The sequence below is a fragment of the Sphingomonas kyeonggiensis genome, from assembly GCF_014204495.1.
Lineage (GTDB): Bacteria > Pseudomonadota > Alphaproteobacteria > Sphingomonadales > Sphingomonadaceae > Sphingomonas > Sphingomonas kyeonggiensis_A.
Genome location: NZ_JACHLN010000002.1, coordinates 1081949 through 1098529, shown reverse-complemented (window position 1 = coordinate 1098529; position 16581 = coordinate 1081949). Strand labels below are relative to the sequence as shown.

At 67.3% G+C, this 16581-nt stretch carries 16 protein-coding genes and 1 tRNA gene; 14 read left to right on the top strand and 3 right to left on the bottom strand.

Annotated elements, in window-relative coordinates:
- Window positions 1–29 precede the first annotated feature (29 nt).
- The 7 genes from ccmC to HNP52_RS12785 are packed head-to-tail and all read left to right on the top strand — an operon-like array spanning window position 30 to window position 4814.
- A complete protein-coding gene (gene ccmC / locus HNP52_RS12810) occupies window positions 30–749 on the top strand; it encodes a heme ABC transporter permease CcmC (protein WP_184167609.1) in 720 nt (239 codons plus the stop codon).
- Window positions 746–880: a hypothetical protein gene (locus tag HNP52_RS23110; RefSeq protein ID WP_260396071.1), complete on the top strand. Its 135-nt coding sequence runs from the start codon at window positions 746–748 to the stop codon at window positions 878–880. The genes ccmC and HNP52_RS23110 overlap by 4 nt, the downstream gene beginning before the upstream one ends.
- The gene (gene ccmE / locus HNP52_RS12805; protein ID WP_184167606.1) at window positions 877–1311 is read left to right on the top strand and encodes a cytochrome c maturation protein CcmE; all 435 of its coding nucleotides are present in this window, start codon (window positions 877–879) and stop codon (window positions 1309–1311) included. The genes HNP52_RS23110 and ccmE overlap by 4 nt, the downstream gene beginning before the upstream one ends.
- Entirely contained in the window at window positions 1308–3233 is a 1926-nt protein-coding gene (locus HNP52_RS12800) for a heme lyase CcmF/NrfE family subunit (protein WP_184167603.1), read from the top strand. Before ccmE ends, HNP52_RS12800 begins: the two co-directional genes overlap by 4 nt.
- A complete protein-coding gene (locus HNP52_RS12795; RefSeq protein WP_184167600.1) occupies window positions 3230–3754 on the top strand; it encodes a DsbE family thiol:disulfide interchange protein in 525 nt (174 codons plus the stop codon). The genes HNP52_RS12800 and HNP52_RS12795 overlap by 4 nt, the downstream gene beginning before the upstream one ends.
- A complete protein-coding gene (locus tag HNP52_RS12790) occupies window positions 3751–4158 on the top strand; it encodes a cytochrome c-type biogenesis protein (RefSeq protein WP_184167597.1) in 408 nt (135 codons plus the stop codon). The genes HNP52_RS12795 and HNP52_RS12790 overlap by 4 nt, the downstream gene beginning before the upstream one ends.
- Window positions 4158–4814 carry a cytochrome c biogenesis factor-like protein gene (locus HNP52_RS12785; protein WP_184167594.1) on the top strand — a complete coding sequence of 219 codons (657 nt, stop codon included), beginning with the start codon at window positions 4158–4160 and terminating at the stop codon, window positions 4812–4814. The genes HNP52_RS12790 and HNP52_RS12785 overlap by 1 nt, the downstream gene beginning before the upstream one ends.
- 226 nt (window positions 4815–5040) lie before the next feature.
- Here the strand turns inward: HNP52_RS12785 and ald are convergent, their stop codons facing one another.
- Window positions 5041–6147, bottom strand: coding sequence for an alanine dehydrogenase (gene ald, locus HNP52_RS12780; protein WP_184167590.1), 1107 nt, complete (start codon window positions 6145–6147; stop codon window positions 5041–5043).
- Window positions 6148–6284: 137 nt separating this feature from the next.
- On the opposite strand from ald, the gene HNP52_RS12775 reads away from it, so the two are divergent.
- The gene (locus HNP52_RS12775; protein WP_184167587.1) at window positions 6285–6752 is read left to right on the top strand and encodes an Lrp/AsnC family transcriptional regulator; all 468 of its coding nucleotides are present in this window, start codon (window positions 6285–6287) and stop codon (window positions 6750–6752) included.
- Window positions 6753–6793: 41 nt separating this feature from the next.
- On the opposite strand, the gene HNP52_RS12770 is transcribed toward HNP52_RS12775, so the two are convergent.
- Complete coding sequence (locus tag HNP52_RS12770) at window positions 6794–7885, bottom strand: LysR substrate-binding domain-containing protein (protein WP_311768456.1); 1092 nt, start codon at window positions 7883–7885, stop codon at window positions 6794–6796.
- A gap of 189 nt (window positions 7886–8074) precedes the next feature.
- Complete coding sequence (locus tag HNP52_RS12765) at window positions 8075–8560, bottom strand: cupin domain-containing protein (RefSeq protein WP_311768455.1); 486 nt, start codon at window positions 8558–8560, stop codon at window positions 8075–8077.
- Between the two features lie 150 nt (window positions 8561–8710).
- Between HNP52_RS12765 and HNP52_RS12760 the strand changes: the two genes are divergently transcribed.
- The 6 genes from HNP52_RS12760 to trxB all read left to right on the top strand — a co-directional run bounded on the left by HNP52_RS12760 (window position 8711) and on the right by trxB (window position 16581).
- Complete coding sequence (locus HNP52_RS12760) at window positions 8711–11050, top strand: glycoside hydrolase family 31 protein (RefSeq protein ID WP_184167584.1); 2340 nt, start codon at window positions 8711–8713, stop codon at window positions 11048–11050.
- A gap of 180 nt (window positions 11051–11230) precedes the next feature.
- A complete protein-coding gene (locus HNP52_RS12755; RefSeq protein ID WP_184168336.1) occupies window positions 11231–13156 on the top strand; it encodes a potassium transporter Kup in 1926 nt (641 codons plus the stop codon).
- Window positions 13153–13662: a 2'-5' RNA ligase family protein gene (locus tag HNP52_RS12750; protein ID WP_184168335.1), complete on the top strand. Its 510-nt coding sequence runs from the start codon at window positions 13153–13155 to the stop codon at window positions 13660–13662. Before HNP52_RS12755 ends, HNP52_RS12750 begins: the two co-directional genes overlap by 4 nt.
- A 55-nt stretch (window positions 13663–13717) precedes the next feature.
- Window positions 13718–13794 (top strand) — tRNA-Met (locus HNP52_RS12745).
- A 310-nt stretch (window positions 13795–14104) separates the two neighbouring features.
- Window positions 14105–15481 (top strand): tyrosinase family protein, encoded by a 1377-nt coding sequence (locus HNP52_RS12740; RefSeq protein ID WP_184167581.1) that lies wholly within the window; start codon window positions 14105–14107, stop codon window positions 15479–15481.
- A 125-nt stretch (window positions 15482–15606) separates the two neighbouring features.
- Entirely contained in the window at window positions 15607–16581 is a 975-nt protein-coding gene (gene trxB, locus HNP52_RS12735; protein WP_184167578.1) for a thioredoxin-disulfide reductase, read from the top strand.

Here is a 16581-nt window from a genome sequence, read left to right as displayed (position 1 = left end):
GGGGCCCGGAACCTCGCTAGTCGTTACGCGTGCCTGCGCTTCATGCCCTCGCCAATCCTGCGCGTTTCCTTCGAATCGCGCGCCCGCTCACGCCGATCCTGTTCTGGCTCGGCGTGGTGCTGGTGGCGTTCGGTTGCTGGGCCGGGCTGATGCTGACGCCGCCCGACGCGCTGCAGAAGGAAAGCGTGCGCATCCTCTATATCCATGTCCCCAGTGCCTGGTTGGGGATGGGCGGGTGGAGCGGGCTGGCGATCGCCTGCCTGAGCTATCTGATCTGGCGGCACCCACTGGCCAGCGTCGCCGCCCGGGCGATCGCGCCGGCGGGGGCGACCTTCGCGGCGCTCTGCCTGCTCACCGGCTCGATCTGGGGCCGCCCGACCTGGGGCACCTGGTGGGAGTGGGACGGGCGGCTGACGTCGATGCTGCTGCTGTTCTTCGTCTATATCGCCTGGATCGCGCTCGACCGCGCGGATGCCGACCGGTCCGGTGACGGACGGGTGCCGGCGCTATTCGGCGTAGCGGGCAGCGCGCTGCTGCCGATCGTCCATTATTCGGTGATCTGGTGGAACACGCTCCACCAGGGCGAGAGCGTGGTAACGGGCAAGATCGCGCCGTCGATGCTCTGGCCGCTTTTCTTCACGCTGGGGGGCTTCACCCTGTTCTTCGCCGGCGTCGTGCTGATGCGGATGCGGGCGATCCTGGCGAACCAGAAGGTCGAGGCACGGCTGCGGCGGATGGCGGCGGCATGAACCATTGGCCGTTCATCACCGCTGCCTATCTCGTCGTGCTGCTCGGCACGGTGGGGCTGGCCGCGCTCAGCTATGCCGCGATGCGCCGGGCAGAGGCTGCGGCCAATTCGCTCAAGGGCAATCGCGAATGAAGGCCAAGCACCAGCGGCTCGTCCTTGCGCTGCTCGCGTTGGGTGCGATCCTCGGCGCCTCCGCGCTGGCGATGTCGGCGCTCAAGGACCAGGCGGCGTTCTTCTATGCGCCCGCGGACGTGAAGGGGAAGCCGCTGCCGCTCGACCGGCATGTGCGCCTTGGCGGCATGGTCGAGAAGGGGTCGATCCAGCGCCAGCCGGATGGCGTCTCGATCCGCTTCGTGGTGACCGACGGGCAGGCCAAGGTGCCGGTGGCGTTCCGCGGGGTTACGCCGGACCTGTTCAAGGAAGGGTCGGGCGTGGTCGCTGAAGGCAGGTTCCAGCCCGACGGCAGCTTCATCGCCGACAATATCCTGGCGAAGCATGACGAGCGCTACATGCCGCCCCAGGCGGCGGGCAACATGCACGAGACGAAGTCGCTCGAGCAGTGATCGCCGAAGCCGGTCTTGCCGCCCTGTGGCTCGCGACGGGCTTTGCCCTGGTGCAGGTGATGCTCGCCTGGGGCGCGGCACGAGGCGCCGCGCAGGGTACCGGCATCGAGGTGATGACCGCGCTGCGCCTGGTGGCGGTGGTACAGGGCTTGCTCGCGCTGGTGGCGTTCGGCGTGCTGATCGCGCTGTTCGTGGTGTCGGACATGTCGGTCGCGCTGGTCATCGAGAACAGCCACTCGATGAAGCCCTTGCTCTACAAGATCGCCGGGGCCTGGGGGAATCATGAAGGCTCGATGCTGCTCTGGGTCACCGTGCTCGCGGTGTCCGGGGCGGGGGTGGCGCTGTTCGAGAAGCGCTTGCCCCAGGGCACGCTGGCAGCAACCCTGGGCGCGCAGGCGGCGATTGCGATCGGTTTCTACGCTTTCCTGGCCTTTGCCTCCAACCCGTTCGTCCGGGTGGATCCGGCGCCGCTGGACGGGCAGGGGCTGAACCCGCTCCTGCAGGACCCGGGCCTCGCCTTCCATCCGCCGACCCTCTATCTCGGCTATGTCGGCCTCTCGGTCGCCTTCAGCTTCGCGGTCGGCGCGCTGCTGATGCGCGATGTCGGGCCGGCCTTTGCCCGGGCGATGCGGCCCTGGGTGCTCGGGGCCTGGATCTTCCTGACCATCGGCATCACCGCCGGCAGCTATTGGGCCTATTACGAGCTGGGCTGGGGCGGCTGGTGGTTCTGGGATCCGGTCGAGAATGCCTCGCTGATGCCCTGGCTGGCGGCGACCGCGCTGCTCCACTCGGTGACCGTGCTCGCCACCCGCGACGGGCTGCGCGCCTGGACGGTGATGCTCGCGGTGGTAGCATTCTCGATGTCGATGATCGGTACATTCCTGGTGCGTTCGGGCATCCTGATCAGCGTCCACGCCTTTGCCGTCGACCCGACCCGGGGCGGCTTCATCCTGGCGCTGCTCGGCATCTATATCGGCGGCGCGCTGGCGCTGTTCGGGGCGCGGATCGGCACGGTGAAGCAGGGTGCGACCTTCGAGCTGGTCAGCCGCGAGGGCGCGCTGGTGCTCAACAATTTGCTGCTCTCGGTGATCCTCGGTGTCGTCTTCATCGGTACGCTCTATCCGCTGGTGGCGCAGGCCGCCGGGGTACAGCTCTCGATCGGCGCGCCTTTCTTCGAGAAGGCGGCGGCGCCGGTCGGGCTGGCGCTCGTGGCCGCGACCGCTGCCGGGCCGCTGCTCAAATGGCGCCGGGACCAGTGGAATGCGCTGTTCGGCAAGCTGCTGGTGCCGGTGGGCGTCGGCGGGCTGGCCTTCGCGCTCGTCTTCGCCCTGGGCGGGGCGCATTGGGTGCCTTCGCTGGCGCTGGGACTGGCCGCGATGCTCGCCGTCGCCAGCGTCATCCCGCTGATCCGCCGCAACCTGCGCCGCACGCCGCTGCATATCTACGGCATGGTCGTCGCGCATTTCGGCATCGCGGTCAGCATTGCCGGCATGGCCGCGGACGGCGCCTTCAAGACCGAAAGGCTGGCGGCGATCGCGATCGGCCAGAACGTGACCGTCGGACCGTACCGGATCGAACTGGTCAAGGTGCAGCCGGCTGTCGGCCCCAACTGGTCGGCGCTGGAAGCGCATCTCAAGGCAACCCGCAGCGGGGGCGCGCCGTTCGACCTGTTCCCGCAGCAGCGTTTCTTCGCCAACCCGACCACGACCACCAACGAAGCCGCGATCGCCACCGAGCTCGACGGCCAGCTCTACACCGTGATCGGCCCGGGCGACGGGCAGGGGCGCTGGCAGGTGCGGCTGTGGTGGAAGCCGTTCGTCACGCTGATCTGGGCCGGTGGTTTCCTGATCGCCCTGGGCGGGCTGCTCTCGCTGATCGGCCGCATCCGTCGCGAGCGGCGCGATGCGGAGAATGACGCATGAGGCGCCTGCTGATCTGGGCGCCGCTGGCGCTGTTCGCGCTGGTCTTCGCGCTGGTCGCCAGTGGCCTGCTCAAGCCGGGCGACCGCACCATCCATTCGGCGATGGTCGGCAAGCCGGTGCCCGAACTGGCGATGAAGCCGCTGCTGGCCGACCGGCCCGGCGTTGCCAGCGCCGAGCTGCACGGCAAGCCGCGGCTGCTCAACGTCTTCGCCAGCTGGTGCATCCCCTGCATCGCCGAGGCGCCGCAGCTGCTCAAGCTCAAACAGGCCGGGGTGGAGATCGATGCCATCGCCATCCGCGACACGCCTGAGGCTGTGCAGGCCTTCCTGGCGCGCAACGGGGATCCCTATGCCCGGATCGGGGATGACCCCACCGGCAAGGCGCAGATCGCGCTGGGCTCGTCGGGTGTGCCCGAGACCTTCCTGATCGACGCACAGGGCAGGATCATCGACCAGCATATCGGCGATATCCGTGCCGACGACATCCCGGCGATCCTTGCCAAGCTGGAGGCGGCGAAGTGAAGCGGGCCGCGCTTGCACTCCTGCTGCTTGCGGCTGGACCTGCCGTCGCGGATTCCAATCTCCCGCCGGCCCGGCTTGCCTATACCCAGCTGCCCAATGCAGCGCAGGAGGCACAGGCCAAGGCGCTGATGGAGACGCTGCGCTGCCTCGTCTGCCAGGGCCAGTCGATCGCCGACAGCGACGCCGAGATGGCCGGGGACATGCGTGCGCTGGTCCGCGAGCGGATCGCAAGGGGCGAGCAGCCGGCGGCGATCCGGAGCTATCTGATCCAGCGCTATGGCGACTATGTCACCTATGACCCGCCGTTCAGCTGGGTGACCGCGCCGCTGTGGATCACGCCGCTGGTGCTGCTGGCGATCGGGCTGCTGCTCGCGCGGCGGCTGTTCCGCAAGGGAGGCGCGTGATGGGCTGGCTGATGCTTGCCGCAGTCGCACTCCTGGCGGGTCTCGCGCTGGTGCTGCTGCGCTACCCGCGCAAGCTGTGGAGCGTGCCAGCGACCGCGATCATGCTCGGTGCTGCCGGCTATGCCTGGCAGGGGAGCCCGGGCTTGCCCGGCCATCCGATCGAGGCCGATGCCAAGCCGATCAAGGTCGACCAGGAACTGATCGACATGCGTGACGCGATGTTCGGCAAATACGGCACCTATGCCTGGAGCTACGCCAACCTGGCCGACGGTATGCTGCGCCAGGGCGACCGGCCGCGCTCGGTGATGGTGTGGCAGGGGGCGGTGCGCCAGGTGCCGAACGACGCCGCGCTGTGGACGGGCTTTGGCGGCGCGCTGGCGGAATATGACGGCAACCAGATGTCGCCGGCCGCGCAGTTCGCCTTCGACAAGGCGCTGGAGCTGGCGCCGCAGCATCCCGGGCCGCCCTTCTTCTACGGCCTGGCGCTGGTCCGCGCGAACCGCTTTGCCGAGGCCAAGCCCTGGTGGGAGAAGGCGCTGGCGCTGACTCCGGAAAAGGCGAGCTACCGCCAGCAGATCGCGACGCGGCTGCTGATGCTCGACATGTTCCTGCAGGATGCTGCGCAGCGGCAGGGGCCGCAACCGGCCAGGCCCTGATTTCCTACGCCGCTGCGAAGGGCGACTCGCCAAAGTACACAAAGTACAGGCCAAGAGCGTGTTTTCGGGTGCCTTAAGTTGACATGGTTCCCGCGTTGGCCGCGCATCTCGCAATATCCTTACGCGTGCGCGATCCTATCTTTCCTACAAAACAAAGAGCGGCCGGGACCAGGGTCCCGACCGCTCCAGCGAAACATGCGAAATCCTACATTGCAAGGCGCGGCGTTCAGCCCGCCCATGCCTCGTAGGGAAGGTCGAGATCGTCGGCGACGGCCTTGAACGCGATCTTGCCCTTGTAGACGTTGAGGCCGTTGGCGAGGTGCTTGTCGACCTTCATCGCGCCCTCGGCGCCGAGATTGGCCAGCTTGAGCACGAAGGGCAGCGTCGCGTTGTTGAGCGCGAAGGCCGAGGTGCGGGCGACCGCGCCCGGCATGTTGGCGACGCAGTAATGGATCACGCCGTCGACTTCATAGACCGGGTTGTCATGCGTGGTGGCGTGGCTGGTCTCGAAGCAGCCGCCCTGGTCGATCGCGATATCGACCAGCACCGAGCCGCGCATCATCGTCTTGAGCATGTCGCGGGTGACGAGCTTGGGCGCTGCCGCACCCGGCACCAGCACCGCGCCGATCACGACCTGCGAGGTCTTCACCGCCTCGGCGATCGCGGCCTTGGAGGCATAGGCGGTCTTGATCTGGCTGCCGAAATGCATGTCGAGCTCGGCCAGGCGCTCATTGTTGATGTCGTAGATGGTGACGTCGGCGCGCTGGCCGGTGGCCATCTGCGCGGCGTTGATGCCCGAGACGCCGCCGCCGAGGATCGCGACCTTGCACGGTGCCACGCCCGGCACGCCGCCGAGCAGCTCGCCGCGGCCGCCCTGTTCCTTCTCGAGATAGTGCGAGGCGACCTGGACCGACATGCGGCCGGCGACTTCCGACATCGGCTTGAGCAGGGGCAGGGCGCCCGAGTTGGAGGTGACCGTCTCGTACGCGATGCAGGTCGCGCCGGACTTCATCAGGCCTTCGGCCTGCGGCTTGTCAGCGGCGAGGTGGAGATAGGTGAACAGCACATGGCGCGGCTCGAGCAGCGCGATTTCCTGCGCCTGCGGCTCCTTGACCTTCACGATCATGTCCGAGCCGGCGAAGACGGCGGCGGCGTCCGGAGCGATCTTCGCGCCGACGGCGGTGTAGGCCGAATCGTCGAAATCGATGCCCATGCCGGCCTTGGTCTCGACCAGCACTTCGTGGCCGGCATGGACCAGCTCGGCGACCGAAGCGGGGGTCAGGCCGACACGATATTCGTGATTCTTGATTTCCTTGGGAACGCCGATGCGCATGGAAGCCTCTCCGTGAATTGGGTTGGCGCGCACGATATAGCATGGATCGTGGCAAATCCCTGCAAAGATGTGACAGGTGGACCGCGTTCGCGCATGAATTCACTGTATTGAACGTTGAAACCGGCTATTCATGCAGGATGGACAGGATTGACGCAGCTATCCTCAAGTCGCTCGCCGCCGATGCGCGGGCACCGGTGAGCACTATCGCCACCCAGGTGGGGCTTTCGCAGTCTGCCTGCACCAGGCGCATCCAGGCGCTGGAGGCCTCGGGCCATGTCCAGGGCTATGGCGCGCGACTCGGTCATCGCCGGCTGGGCTTCCGCATCACCGCGCTGGTCGACATCACGCTGGGGACGCAGGTGGAGGAAGACCTGGCGCGGTTCGAGGCGGCGGTGGCACAGATCGACGGGGTGGTGGAATGCGCGCTGGTCTCGGGCGGGCAGGATTATCGGCTCAAGATCCTGGCGCGTGACCTGGACGATTATGAACGACTCCACCGCGAGCATCTCGGGCGGCTGCCGGGCGTGGTGACGATCAACTCGAGCTTCGTGCTGCGGTCCATTCCGACGCGGAGCGAAGCGGAGGCGCTATTCGGCGGGCGATAAAGGCGGGTATCGCCCGAAGAAGCGGTTCGGCGGAGAGGCCGCTATGCTCCTTCGGTCGCGCCCATTTCCGCGGCGGCGGCCATCGCGCGAAACGTCGGGACGAGCCAGTCGCGGAACCGGGCGATCTTGCGCGTATGCCTGCGGTTTTCGGCATAGACGAACCAATAGGCGGTGCCTTCATCGGCCATGTCGGCGAAAGGACATACGAGGCGCCCGCTCGCGAGTTCCGGACGCCATAGCATCGGAGTCATCAGCGCGATTCCGTGCCCCGCAAGCGCCGCCTGGCCCTCGGTCGCCTGGGAGTCCATGCGAATGCCGCCGCGCCCGGGATCGTCCCCGATCTCCACGCCGGCACTTCGGAACCATATCGGCCACCACCGATCCTGCGGACTGATCCTCCGCATTTCCAGGGCCTTGCCCGCGTCCAGCGGCAGGTCGCGCCCCTCGAGCAGCGCCGGGCTGCACATCGGGGTGAAGTCGACCTTCGCCAGATGCTCGGATTTCAAACCCGGCCAGTCGCCGCGGCCGGATCTTATGGCGACATCGATGCGGGCTTCCGCAAGGTCGATCACCGTACCGCTGACTTCAAGTTCGATCTCGATATCCGGATGCGCGGCCTGGAAGGCGCCGATATTCCCCGCCAGCCAGTTGTTCGCGAAACTCGCCGTCGTGGCGATGCGCAATACCGTCTCGCTCTCGCCGGTGAGCTCATCGAACGCCATCTCGATCTCATCGAAAGCGGTCGCCAGCCGTGAGGCGACGCGGGCCCCACCGGCAGTCAGTTCGGCGCGTCTTCCCCGCCGGACGAAGAGCGGCTCGCCGACCCGCTCCTCGAGTATCTTGATCTGATAGCTGATCGCGGCCTGGGTCATCCCCAATTCGGAGGCCGCCGCCGTGAACGTGCTCCTGCGCGCGACCGCTTCAAATGCCCGAACTGCGGGAAGCGGGGGGAGCCGTCGCATGGCGCTTGATAAAGCCTGTTGATAAGGCGTGTCGATCCCTTTGTTGGACGCGGCAGCCGAAGATACGCATTTCTTCCGGGCCAGCTTCAAGTCCGGAGGGCAGCCATGATCGATGAGATGTATGATCGCGCCTGGGGTGAACATCGCCAGCGCTTCAGCCAGGATGTTCACGCTCTGCTGCGAAAGGCCGGGCGCGCGTTGCGGCCCGCATTCAGGCGCCGAATGGCTTCGGAGGGGAGGTCGGATATCCCCGGTTCGGCGCGAGGTGGCGAAGAACGCGTTGACGCGGTGGCGCGCTCCGCGGCAGCGGATGTCGGATGAGAGATGGCGAGGCCCGCCACGACGCGCGGCCGGCTCTCGCTATTTCGCCCCGGGCAGCTTGATGCCGAGCAGGACCAGCCGCTCCCCGGTGATGCCGAACCAGTGCGGCACGCCGGCCGGCACCAGGATTACGTCGCCCGGGCCGAGCGTGCGGGGGGTGCCGCCTTCGATCCGGCTGCCATCGACCAAGCCGGGGTTGCGGGTCGTCGGATCGGCGAGGGTCCCTCCCGAGATCAAGGTGCCGGTGCCTTCGAGCACGATCGCATATTCCGCCTCGGCCGGATGGACGGCGGGGCGGCCCGGCTTCTTCCAGATCTCGATCGCGGCCACACGCGCGCCGTCGCGGACCAGCGGGCGCCACATGAAGCCCTGATCGGGCTTCATCTCGGCGAGCATCGCGCGGGTCTGGGCCTGCACGTCCGCGCCGCCGGCGAAGGCGGTGGGATCGGTGGTCGTCTGGGCGTAAGCGGCAGGGATGGCGGACGAGAGCGCGAGTAGCATGAGGGCTTTGCCAAGGGTCTTCACCGTGTCTCTCCTCCTGCCGATCTATCCACGCCAAGACATAAGAAGCGCGACCCCGGGTCAAGCCCGGGATGGAGGGGAGGGGCTACGACCTTAGCCGTGCTTGCGGCGGCGGCGGTTTCGCGCAACGCACGCGGCAGGGAGAGTCGGACGATGCGGATTGCTCATGTGCTTGGCCTGGTGGCGATCGTGCTGGCGCCGCTTCCCGTTGCCGCCCAGTCGCTGGCGACGGTCGAGCGCAACGGCGCCTTTGTCGCGGTCGAGCCCTATGCGCCGAATATCGTGCGGGTGACGATCTCGCTCGACCGGGCGCTGAGCGACGCGGCGCCCGGCCATGGCATCTCGGGCAAGGCTGATGCGAAGGGCTGGACGCACAAGGCGGATGGCAGCGGCGATGTGTTCGCATCGCCCGCGCTGACGCTTACCGTCGATCCGCAGCCCTGGCCCAAGGCGCCGAGCCAGATGGAGCGCTATTTCGTGCCCTCGCTGCCACGGGTCTCGCTGTCGGTCCGCGGCGCGGACGGGCGGCTGCTCACCCGGATGAACGGCTGGGAACTGGCGCCGCACACGGTCAATGGCGAGAAGACGTTCAAGGCCGGGGCGAGCTTCGCCGCGCCGCAGGACGAGCATTATTACGGGCTCGGCCAGAACCAGGAGAGCATTGGCCCGCTCGACCTGCGCGGACGGACGATCGACTGCCGGCATTATTACGACGCGCCGGCGGGCGAGACGGTGTGCATCCCGTTCCTGGTGACCAGCAAGGGCTATGCGGTGGTGTGGGACAACCCTTCCGCCACCATCGTCTCGCCGGGGCTGCACGGCAGCACGCACTGGCAGTCCGAAGTGGGCGAGCGCGTTTCCTTCTTCGTCATCACCGGCACGACCACCGACGAGATCTATGCCGGCTATGCCCGGCTGACCGGCGACACGCCGCTGCCGCCCAAGGCTGCGTTCGGGCTGGTCCAGAGCAAGGCGCGCTACGAGAGCCAGAAGGAGCTGCTGGGCGTGGCCGAGGGCTATCGCAGCCGCGGCTATCCGCTCGACGTGATGGTGCTCGACTGGTTCTACTGGACGCGGATGGGGCAGCTCGACATCGATCGGACCTATTTCCCGGACCCGGTCGCGATGAACAGGCAGCTCCACGAGCAGGGCATGCACAGCATCATCAGCGTGTGGCCGCGCTTCGAGCGGGAATCGCGCTATTTCAACATGCTGAGCGCCAAGGGCTGGCTGCTGAAGGACAAGGACGGCAACACGGTCGACGGGTTGCCGGTGCGCGCGGATAGGGCAGGGTCGCTGCTCGACAGCACCAATCCGGAGGCGCGTTCGTGGTTCTGGGAGAAGATCCGCGACAATATCGCCAGTCAGGGCTTCGACTGGTTCTGGCTCGACGAGACCGAGCCCGACCTGGTGCCCGACGGCAATTTCTATTCGATCGGATCGGGCGATCGCTATCACAACCTCTATCCGCTGGTGCACACGTCGAGCGTGGCGGAGGGATCGGCGCGCGACCGGCCGGATTTCCGCAACCTGATCCTCGCCCGCGCCGCCTATCTCGGCACCCAGCATAGCGGTGCGATCTTCTGGTCGTCGGACGTGCAGGCGACCTGGGAAGCGCTGCGCCGCCAGGTGCCGGCCGGGCTCAACTTCACCGCGAGCGGCCATGCCTATTGGAGCAGCGACACCGGCGGCTGGCAGTGGCCGAACGGCCCGGCGGCGGAGCGGCCGGTGCTGCTCGATCCTGCCGGCGCCACGGCGATGGGCGCGGACTACAAGGATTATCCCGAGCTGTTCACGCGCTGGTTCGCATACAATGTCTTCACTCCGACGCTGCGCATCCACGGCCAGCGCCCGGGAACCGCGATCTGGGAATATGGCGCGGCGGCCGAGCCGGTGCTCGCCAAGTTCCTGCGTCTGCGATACGCGCTGATCCCCTATCTCTATTCGCTCGGATACCGGACCCACGAGACCGGCGCGCCGTTCATGCGCGGGCTGTTCATGGACTTCCCGGACGATCCCAATGTCGCGAACCTGGGCGACGAATATATGTTCGGCCCCGCCTTCCTCGTCGCGCCGGTGACCGAGCAGGGGGTGACCTCGCGCCGCGTGTACCTGCCGGCGGGCACCGACTGGTATGACTACTGGACCGACGAGAAGCATGCGGGCGGCCAGTGGGTGGCCGTGGCGGCGCCGATCGACCGCATCCCGCTGTTTGTCCGCGCCGGATCGATCGTGCCGCTGGGCGCGCAGGTGCCGAACACCGCCGCGCGCCAGCCGCTCGAGAGCATCCGCGTCTATCCGGGCCGTGACGGCAGCTTCACCCTGTTCGACGATGACGGCGTGACCAATGCCTATCGCAAGGGCGCGGGCGCGCGAATCACCTTGCGCTGGGACGATGCGGGCAAGCGGCTTTCCGCGTCGGGCAAGCTTCCGGGCGGGCAGGATATCCAGTCGCTGGTGCGACTCGCGGGGGCCTCGCCGGCGCCCAGGTGACCGGCGGATCTTTTCGTACGGGAACCAGCCGGCCCCCTTGCGCGTCGAGCCCTGCGTAACGACATTCGTTGATTGCCTTTGCTGCGCGTGCTAACGGCCCGCCCGCAATTAGAAGATCGAGAACGCAGGTCGCATGACCAGGTCCGTTTCCTTTCCGACGCGACACCCGCGCCCGTGAACATCCCGAAAGAAGGAGCCGATGAGTCGGCTCCGGCTCATCTCGACGCGCATGCCGCGCATGGCCACAGCCTCGACGGCACGTGGAAGCTTGCGATCGGCGCGATCGGTATCGTCTTCGGCGATATCGGCACGAGCCCGCTCTACGCCTTCCGCGAAACCTTTGCGGGGCACCACAAGCTCGACCTCGACACGCTGCACATCATGGGCGTCATCAGCCTGATGTTCTGGTCGATGATGGTCGTGGTGACGCTGAAATACGTCACGATCATCATGCGGGCGGACAACAAGGGCGAGGGCGGCAGCCTGGCGCTGCTCGCGCTGATCTCGCGCAGCAGCGGCAATGCCAAGCGCTGGACGCAGGGCATCGTGCTGCTCGGCGTGTTCGCGACCGCGCTCTTCTATGGCGACTCGATGATCACGCCGGCGGTGTCGGTGCTGTCGGCCGTCGAGGGCCTGTCGGTCGCGGCGCCCGCCTTCGCCAAGCTGGTCCTGCCGATTGCGGTGGTCATCCTGGTGCTGCTCTTCTCGATCCAGCGGACGGGCACGTCGCGGGTCGGCGCCTTTTTCGGCCCGATCATGCTGTTCTATTTCCTGACGATCGCGACGCTGGGCACGCTGAGCCTGGTGCAGACGCCGACGATCCTCAACGCGCTGCTGCCGCATCACGCGATGATGTTCTTCGCCGCCGATCCGTTCCGCGCCTTCCTCGCGCTCGGCTCGGTCGTGCTGGCGGTCACCGGCGCCGAGGCGCTCTATGCGGACATGGGGCATTTCGGGCGCAAGCCGATCCGCATCTCCTGGCTGTGGTTCGTGCTGCCGGCGCTGATCCTCAACTATATGGGGCAGGGCGCGCTGCTGATGCGCGACCCGTCGGCGCTGCACAGCCCGTTCTACGAGCTGGCACCGGAAGTGCTGCAGTTCCCGCTGGTTATCCTGGCAACGATGGCGGCCGTCATCGCCTCGCAGGCGGTGATCTCGGGTGCCTTCTCGGTCACCCAGCAGGCGATCCAGCTCGGCTTCGTGCCGCGCCTGCGCATCGAGCATACCAGCGCCTCGACCGCCGGGCAGATCTACATCCCGCTCATCAACTGGGCGCTGATGATCATGGTGATCCTGCTCGTCCTCACCTTCCAGACCTCGTCGAACCTCACGGCGGCCTATGGCATCGCGGTTACCGGCGCGATGCTGATCGACAACTGCCTGCTGGCGGTGGTGCTGTTCTCGCTGTGGAAGTGGAAGAAGCGCTATGCGATCCCGCTGCTCGCGCTGTTCTTCACGGTCGACCTGGCCTATTTCGCCGCCAACCTGACCAAGGTGCCCGATGGTGGCTGGTTCCCGCTGTTCATCGGCTTCGTGGTGTTCACCCTGCTGACCACCTGGTCGAAGGGCCGCCAGCTGATGATCAATCGCCTCCGCGAGAGCGCGATGCCGATCAAGATCTTCATCACCTCCGCAGCCACCACCGCCACCCGCGTGCCGGGCACCGCGGTGTTCATGACCTCGACGCCCGAGGGTGTGCCGCACGCGCTGCTGCACAACCTCAAGCACAACAAGGTGCTGCACGACCGCGTCATCCTGCTCACCGTCAAGATCAAGGACGTGCCCTATGTCCCTGACGAGAATCGCATGATGCTCGAGGACCTGGGGCAGGGCTTCCACCGCATGATCCTGGCTTATGGCTTCATGCAGGAAGCGGATGTTCCGGCGGCGCTCAAGTCGGTCAATGCCTGCGGGGCCGAGTTCAAGATGATGGAGACCAGCTTCTTCCTCGCCCGCCAGACGCTGCTGCCCTCGGCCCGGCCGGGGATGATGATCTGGCGCGAGAAGCTGTTCGCCTGGATGCTGCGCAACGCCGAAAGCGCGATGGAGTTCTTCCGCCTGCCGACCAATCGCGTGGTCGAGCTGGGCAGCCAGGTCGAGATCTGAGCGCCTACGCTCCCCTGATCGTCACGGCGCTGTTCGGGCGCCAGGACCAGGCCTGGTTCAACGCCTTGCGCCGCGAGCATTATCCGCCCGAGCGCAACGTGCTCGACGCGCATCTGACGCTGTTCCATCAGCTGCCGCCCTCGGTGGCGGACGAACTCAAGCACCGGCTGTCGGTCGAGACGCGCGGGGTTCGCGCGCCGCGGGCGCGGGTGACCGGACTGATGTCGCTGGGCGGAGGCGTGGCCTACCGGATCGAGGCACCCGAACTGGTGGCGATTCGCGAGGGGCTGGTCGATGCCTTTGCCGGCCTGCTGACCCCGCAGGATGCCGGGCGCTGGCGCCCGCATGTGACCATCCAGAACAAGGTCCGGCCGGTGCTGGCCAAGGCTGTGATGGCCGCATTGGCGCGGGATTTCGTGCCGCGCGAGGTGGAAATCGCCGGCCTGGCGAGCTGGCATTATCGCGGTGGGCCCTGGGAAGCACATTCCCGGCATATGTTCGCTTGACCTCGGGCGAAGCCGGACCTATTGGGCCCCCTCGCTTCGGCGACACCCTGTTTGGGGCGGAGTAGCTCAGTTGGTTAGAGCAGCGGAATCATAATCCGCGTGTCGGGGGTTCAAGTCCCTCCTCCGCTACCATCATTACCCCCGATCATCGTTGATTCCCGCCAGGTGGAGCTGCTCGCGTCTGCTGTCGCGATGCGCCGCGTGGGCGGGTACGTCGTGCTGGGGACCCGGCGCACCCGCCCGTCGCAGCGCGGAGGGGCAGGGCGCTGCGCGTGAGCCCGGCCGGGGGGATGTCCGGGCGCCATGTTCTTGCTGATTTGCGCAGGTTTCACGATCCCCGCACGGGCGCCGATGGGCTCACCCTTTTGGGGAGGCTTGCGCCGACTCGCCTTTGGCGCGCCGCCGGGCATGATGGCGGTTCTGCGAATCGGGGGATCGGGGGATGCTGAGCCGGCGGGAGATCATCGGGCTGCTTGCGGCAGGCATCGCCGCGCCTGCCTTTGCCCTGGATGCACCCACGCAGCCGCGCCTGCCCTGGGCGGCATTCCGCCATGGTCCCGACTATCCGCGCCTGGTGGACGCGGTGCGGCGGATGAAGGCCAATCGCGACGAGAGCGATCCGGCGAGCTGGAGCTTCTGGCCGCTGGTCCACATGCACCACTGCCCGCATGGCAAGCCCTATTTCCTCGCCTGGCATCGCGGCTATCTCCACCTGTTCGAGGCGACGCTGCGCGAGATCTCGGGCTCGCAGACCTTGCGCGTGCCCTATTGGGACTATTTCAGCGACCCGCGCCTGCCCGCGGAGTTCACCAGCGGCAATTCGGCGACCAACCCGTTGTTCGAGCCGCGTATCGGCGGCGAAGTGGGGCAGGCGTTGGGCTTTGCGGCCTTCGCGCCTGAGCTGACCGGCTTCCAGCGCACCGCCGGCGCCGACTGCTTCGAGGCCCAGGTCGAGGCGTTCCACAACAAGGTCCACAACCTGGTCGGCGGGCGGATGGCGAGCATGATCTCGCCTTCGGACATGATCTTCTGGGTGCACCACGCCAATGTCGACCGGCTGTGGAGCGGCTGGACGGCGGCCGGGGAGGGGAGGACCATGCCTGCTGCGGGCGATCCCTATTGGGGTGGCCGTTTCGACTATGCCGATGGGATGGGGCTCGACCGGGCGGTGGCGATCGACGGAGCCGGGCTCGGCTATCGCTATCCTGATCTCAGGCTGCCGGTGCGCGAAGGTGCAGCCGGTGGGGCGATCCGCCCCGGCGCGGTGCGGGTACCGCATCCGCCGGCACCCACGCGTGGTGCACCGACCGCGGCACCGCCGCCGGTCGCCCTGCCGCCCCCTCCGGCAGAGGCTGCGCCCATGGCGATGGCACCACCGCCTGCCGCTGCCGCGCCTGCCCCGGTGCCCTATCGCGGCATCTGGCTGGGTGGCGCCCGCTACCAGCGCGAGCCGCTGCGCCGGATGCGTGACGCTGCCTATGTCCCTGACGAAGTGACGATCGTGCTCGACCAGGTCTCGCTCAGCGGCGCCGGGCAGCTCGGTGGCTATTATTACGACCTCTACCTCGATCTCGACGGGGAGGGACGCACGTTGCCCGAATGCCTGCTCGGCTCGATCGGCCCCTTCCAGATCTCGGCCGCACGGCATCACAGCGAGGACGGCATGGCGCGGATCGAACTGCCGGTGGGCGAGGTGATCCGCCGAGAGGCGCAGGGGCTGGACCTGGCCGATCTTGGCGTCGTCTTCCGCCGGGTGGAGGTTGCCGGGGCCGCGGCGGGCGAGACGATCGCGATCGGATCGATAGAGGTGGCGGGCTAGCAACGCTTGGGCTACCCGAGCAAAAGCTGTTGTCCACAGCCATTGCTGGCCGTGCGACACCACCCATGTTGCCTCAAGCCTTTCCCAGCCCCTAGATGCGGGGCTCAGCCATTTCGGAAGCCATGATGACCGCCACCCATTCGACTCGCATGCTGATCCTCGGTTCCGGCCCCGCCGGCCTCACCGCCGCCATCTATGGCGCGCGTGCGGGCATGGCGCCGATCGTGGTGCAGGGCATCCAGCCCGGCGGCCAGCTGATGACCACCACCGATGTCGAGAACTACCCCGGCTTCCGCGACGTGATACAGGGGCCCTGGCTGATGCAGGAGATGCAGGCCCAGGCCGAGCATGTCGGCGCGCAGATGATGTGGGACACGATCGTCGAGGTCGATGTGACGCAGCGCCCGTTCCGCATGGTCGGCGACAGCGGCACCGTCTATCTGGGTGATGTCCTCGTGATCGCCACGGGTGCCCAGGCCAAGTGGCTCGGCCTCGATTCGGAGCGGCTGCTCCAGGGCAAGGGCGTGAGCGCCTGCGCGACCTGCGACGGCTTCTTCTTCCGCGGCAAGAAGGTCGCGGTGATCGGCGGCGGCAACACCGCGGTGGAAGAGGCGCTCTACCTCACCAACCACAGCCATGACGTGACCGTGATCCACCGCCGCGATTCGTTCCGCGCCGAGAAGATCCTGCAGCAGCGCCTGTTCGCCAATGAGCGGATCAACGTGCTGTGGAACAAGAAGGTCGAGCGTTTCATCGGCGGCGGCGAGCCCGAGGGCCTCGTTGCGATCGAGCTGAAGGACATGGAGACCGGCGAGCTGTCGACGATCGACGTCGATGGCGGCTTCGTCGCGATCGGCCACCACCCGGCGACCGAGCTGTTCCGCGGCCATATCGAGCTGGACGACGACGGGTACATCAAGGTCGAGACCGGCACGACCAAGACCAGCGTGCCCGGCGTGTTCGCCTGCGGCGACGTGATGGACAAGCATTACCGCCAGGCGGTCACCGCCGCCGGCACCGGCTGCATGGCCGCGCTCGACGCCGAGCGCTTCCTGGCCGAGGCGGACTTCGAGACCGTCGTCCAGCACGCAGCGGAATAA

Excerpts from the sequence above, each read along its gene's own strand:
- HNP52_RS23110 (WP_260396071.1), top strand. The coding sequence starts at position 746 with ATGAACCATTGGCCGTTCATCACCGCTGCCTATCTCGTCGTGCTGCTC.
- HNP52_RS12740 (WP_184167581.1), top strand. The coding sequence starts at position 14,105 with ATGCTGAGCCGGCGGGAGATCATCGGGCTGCTTGCGGCAGGCATCGCC.
- ald (WP_184167590.1), bottom strand. The coding sequence starts at position 6,147 with ATGCGCATCGGCGTTCCCAAGGAAATCAAGAATCACGAATATCGTGTC.
- HNP52_RS12760 (WP_184167584.1), top strand. The coding sequence starts at position 8,711 with ATGCGGATTGCTCATGTGCTTGGCCTGGTGGCGATCGTGCTGGCGCCG.
- HNP52_RS12795 (WP_184167600.1), top strand. The coding sequence starts at position 3,230 with ATGAGGCGCCTGCTGATCTGGGCGCCGCTGGCGCTGTTCGCGCTGGTC.
- ccmE (WP_184167606.1), top strand. The coding sequence starts at position 877 with ATGAAGGCCAAGCACCAGCGGCTCGTCCTTGCGCTGCTCGCGTTGGGT.
- HNP52_RS12775 (WP_184167587.1), top strand. The coding sequence starts at position 6,285 with ATGGACAGGATTGACGCAGCTATCCTCAAGTCGCTCGCCGCCGATGCG.
- HNP52_RS12785 (WP_184167594.1), top strand. The coding sequence starts at position 4,158 with ATGGGCTGGCTGATGCTTGCCGCAGTCGCACTCCTGGCGGGTCTCGCG.
- trxB (WP_184167578.1), top strand. The coding sequence starts at position 15,607 with ATGACCGCCACCCATTCGACTCGCATGCTGATCCTCGGTTCCGGCCCC.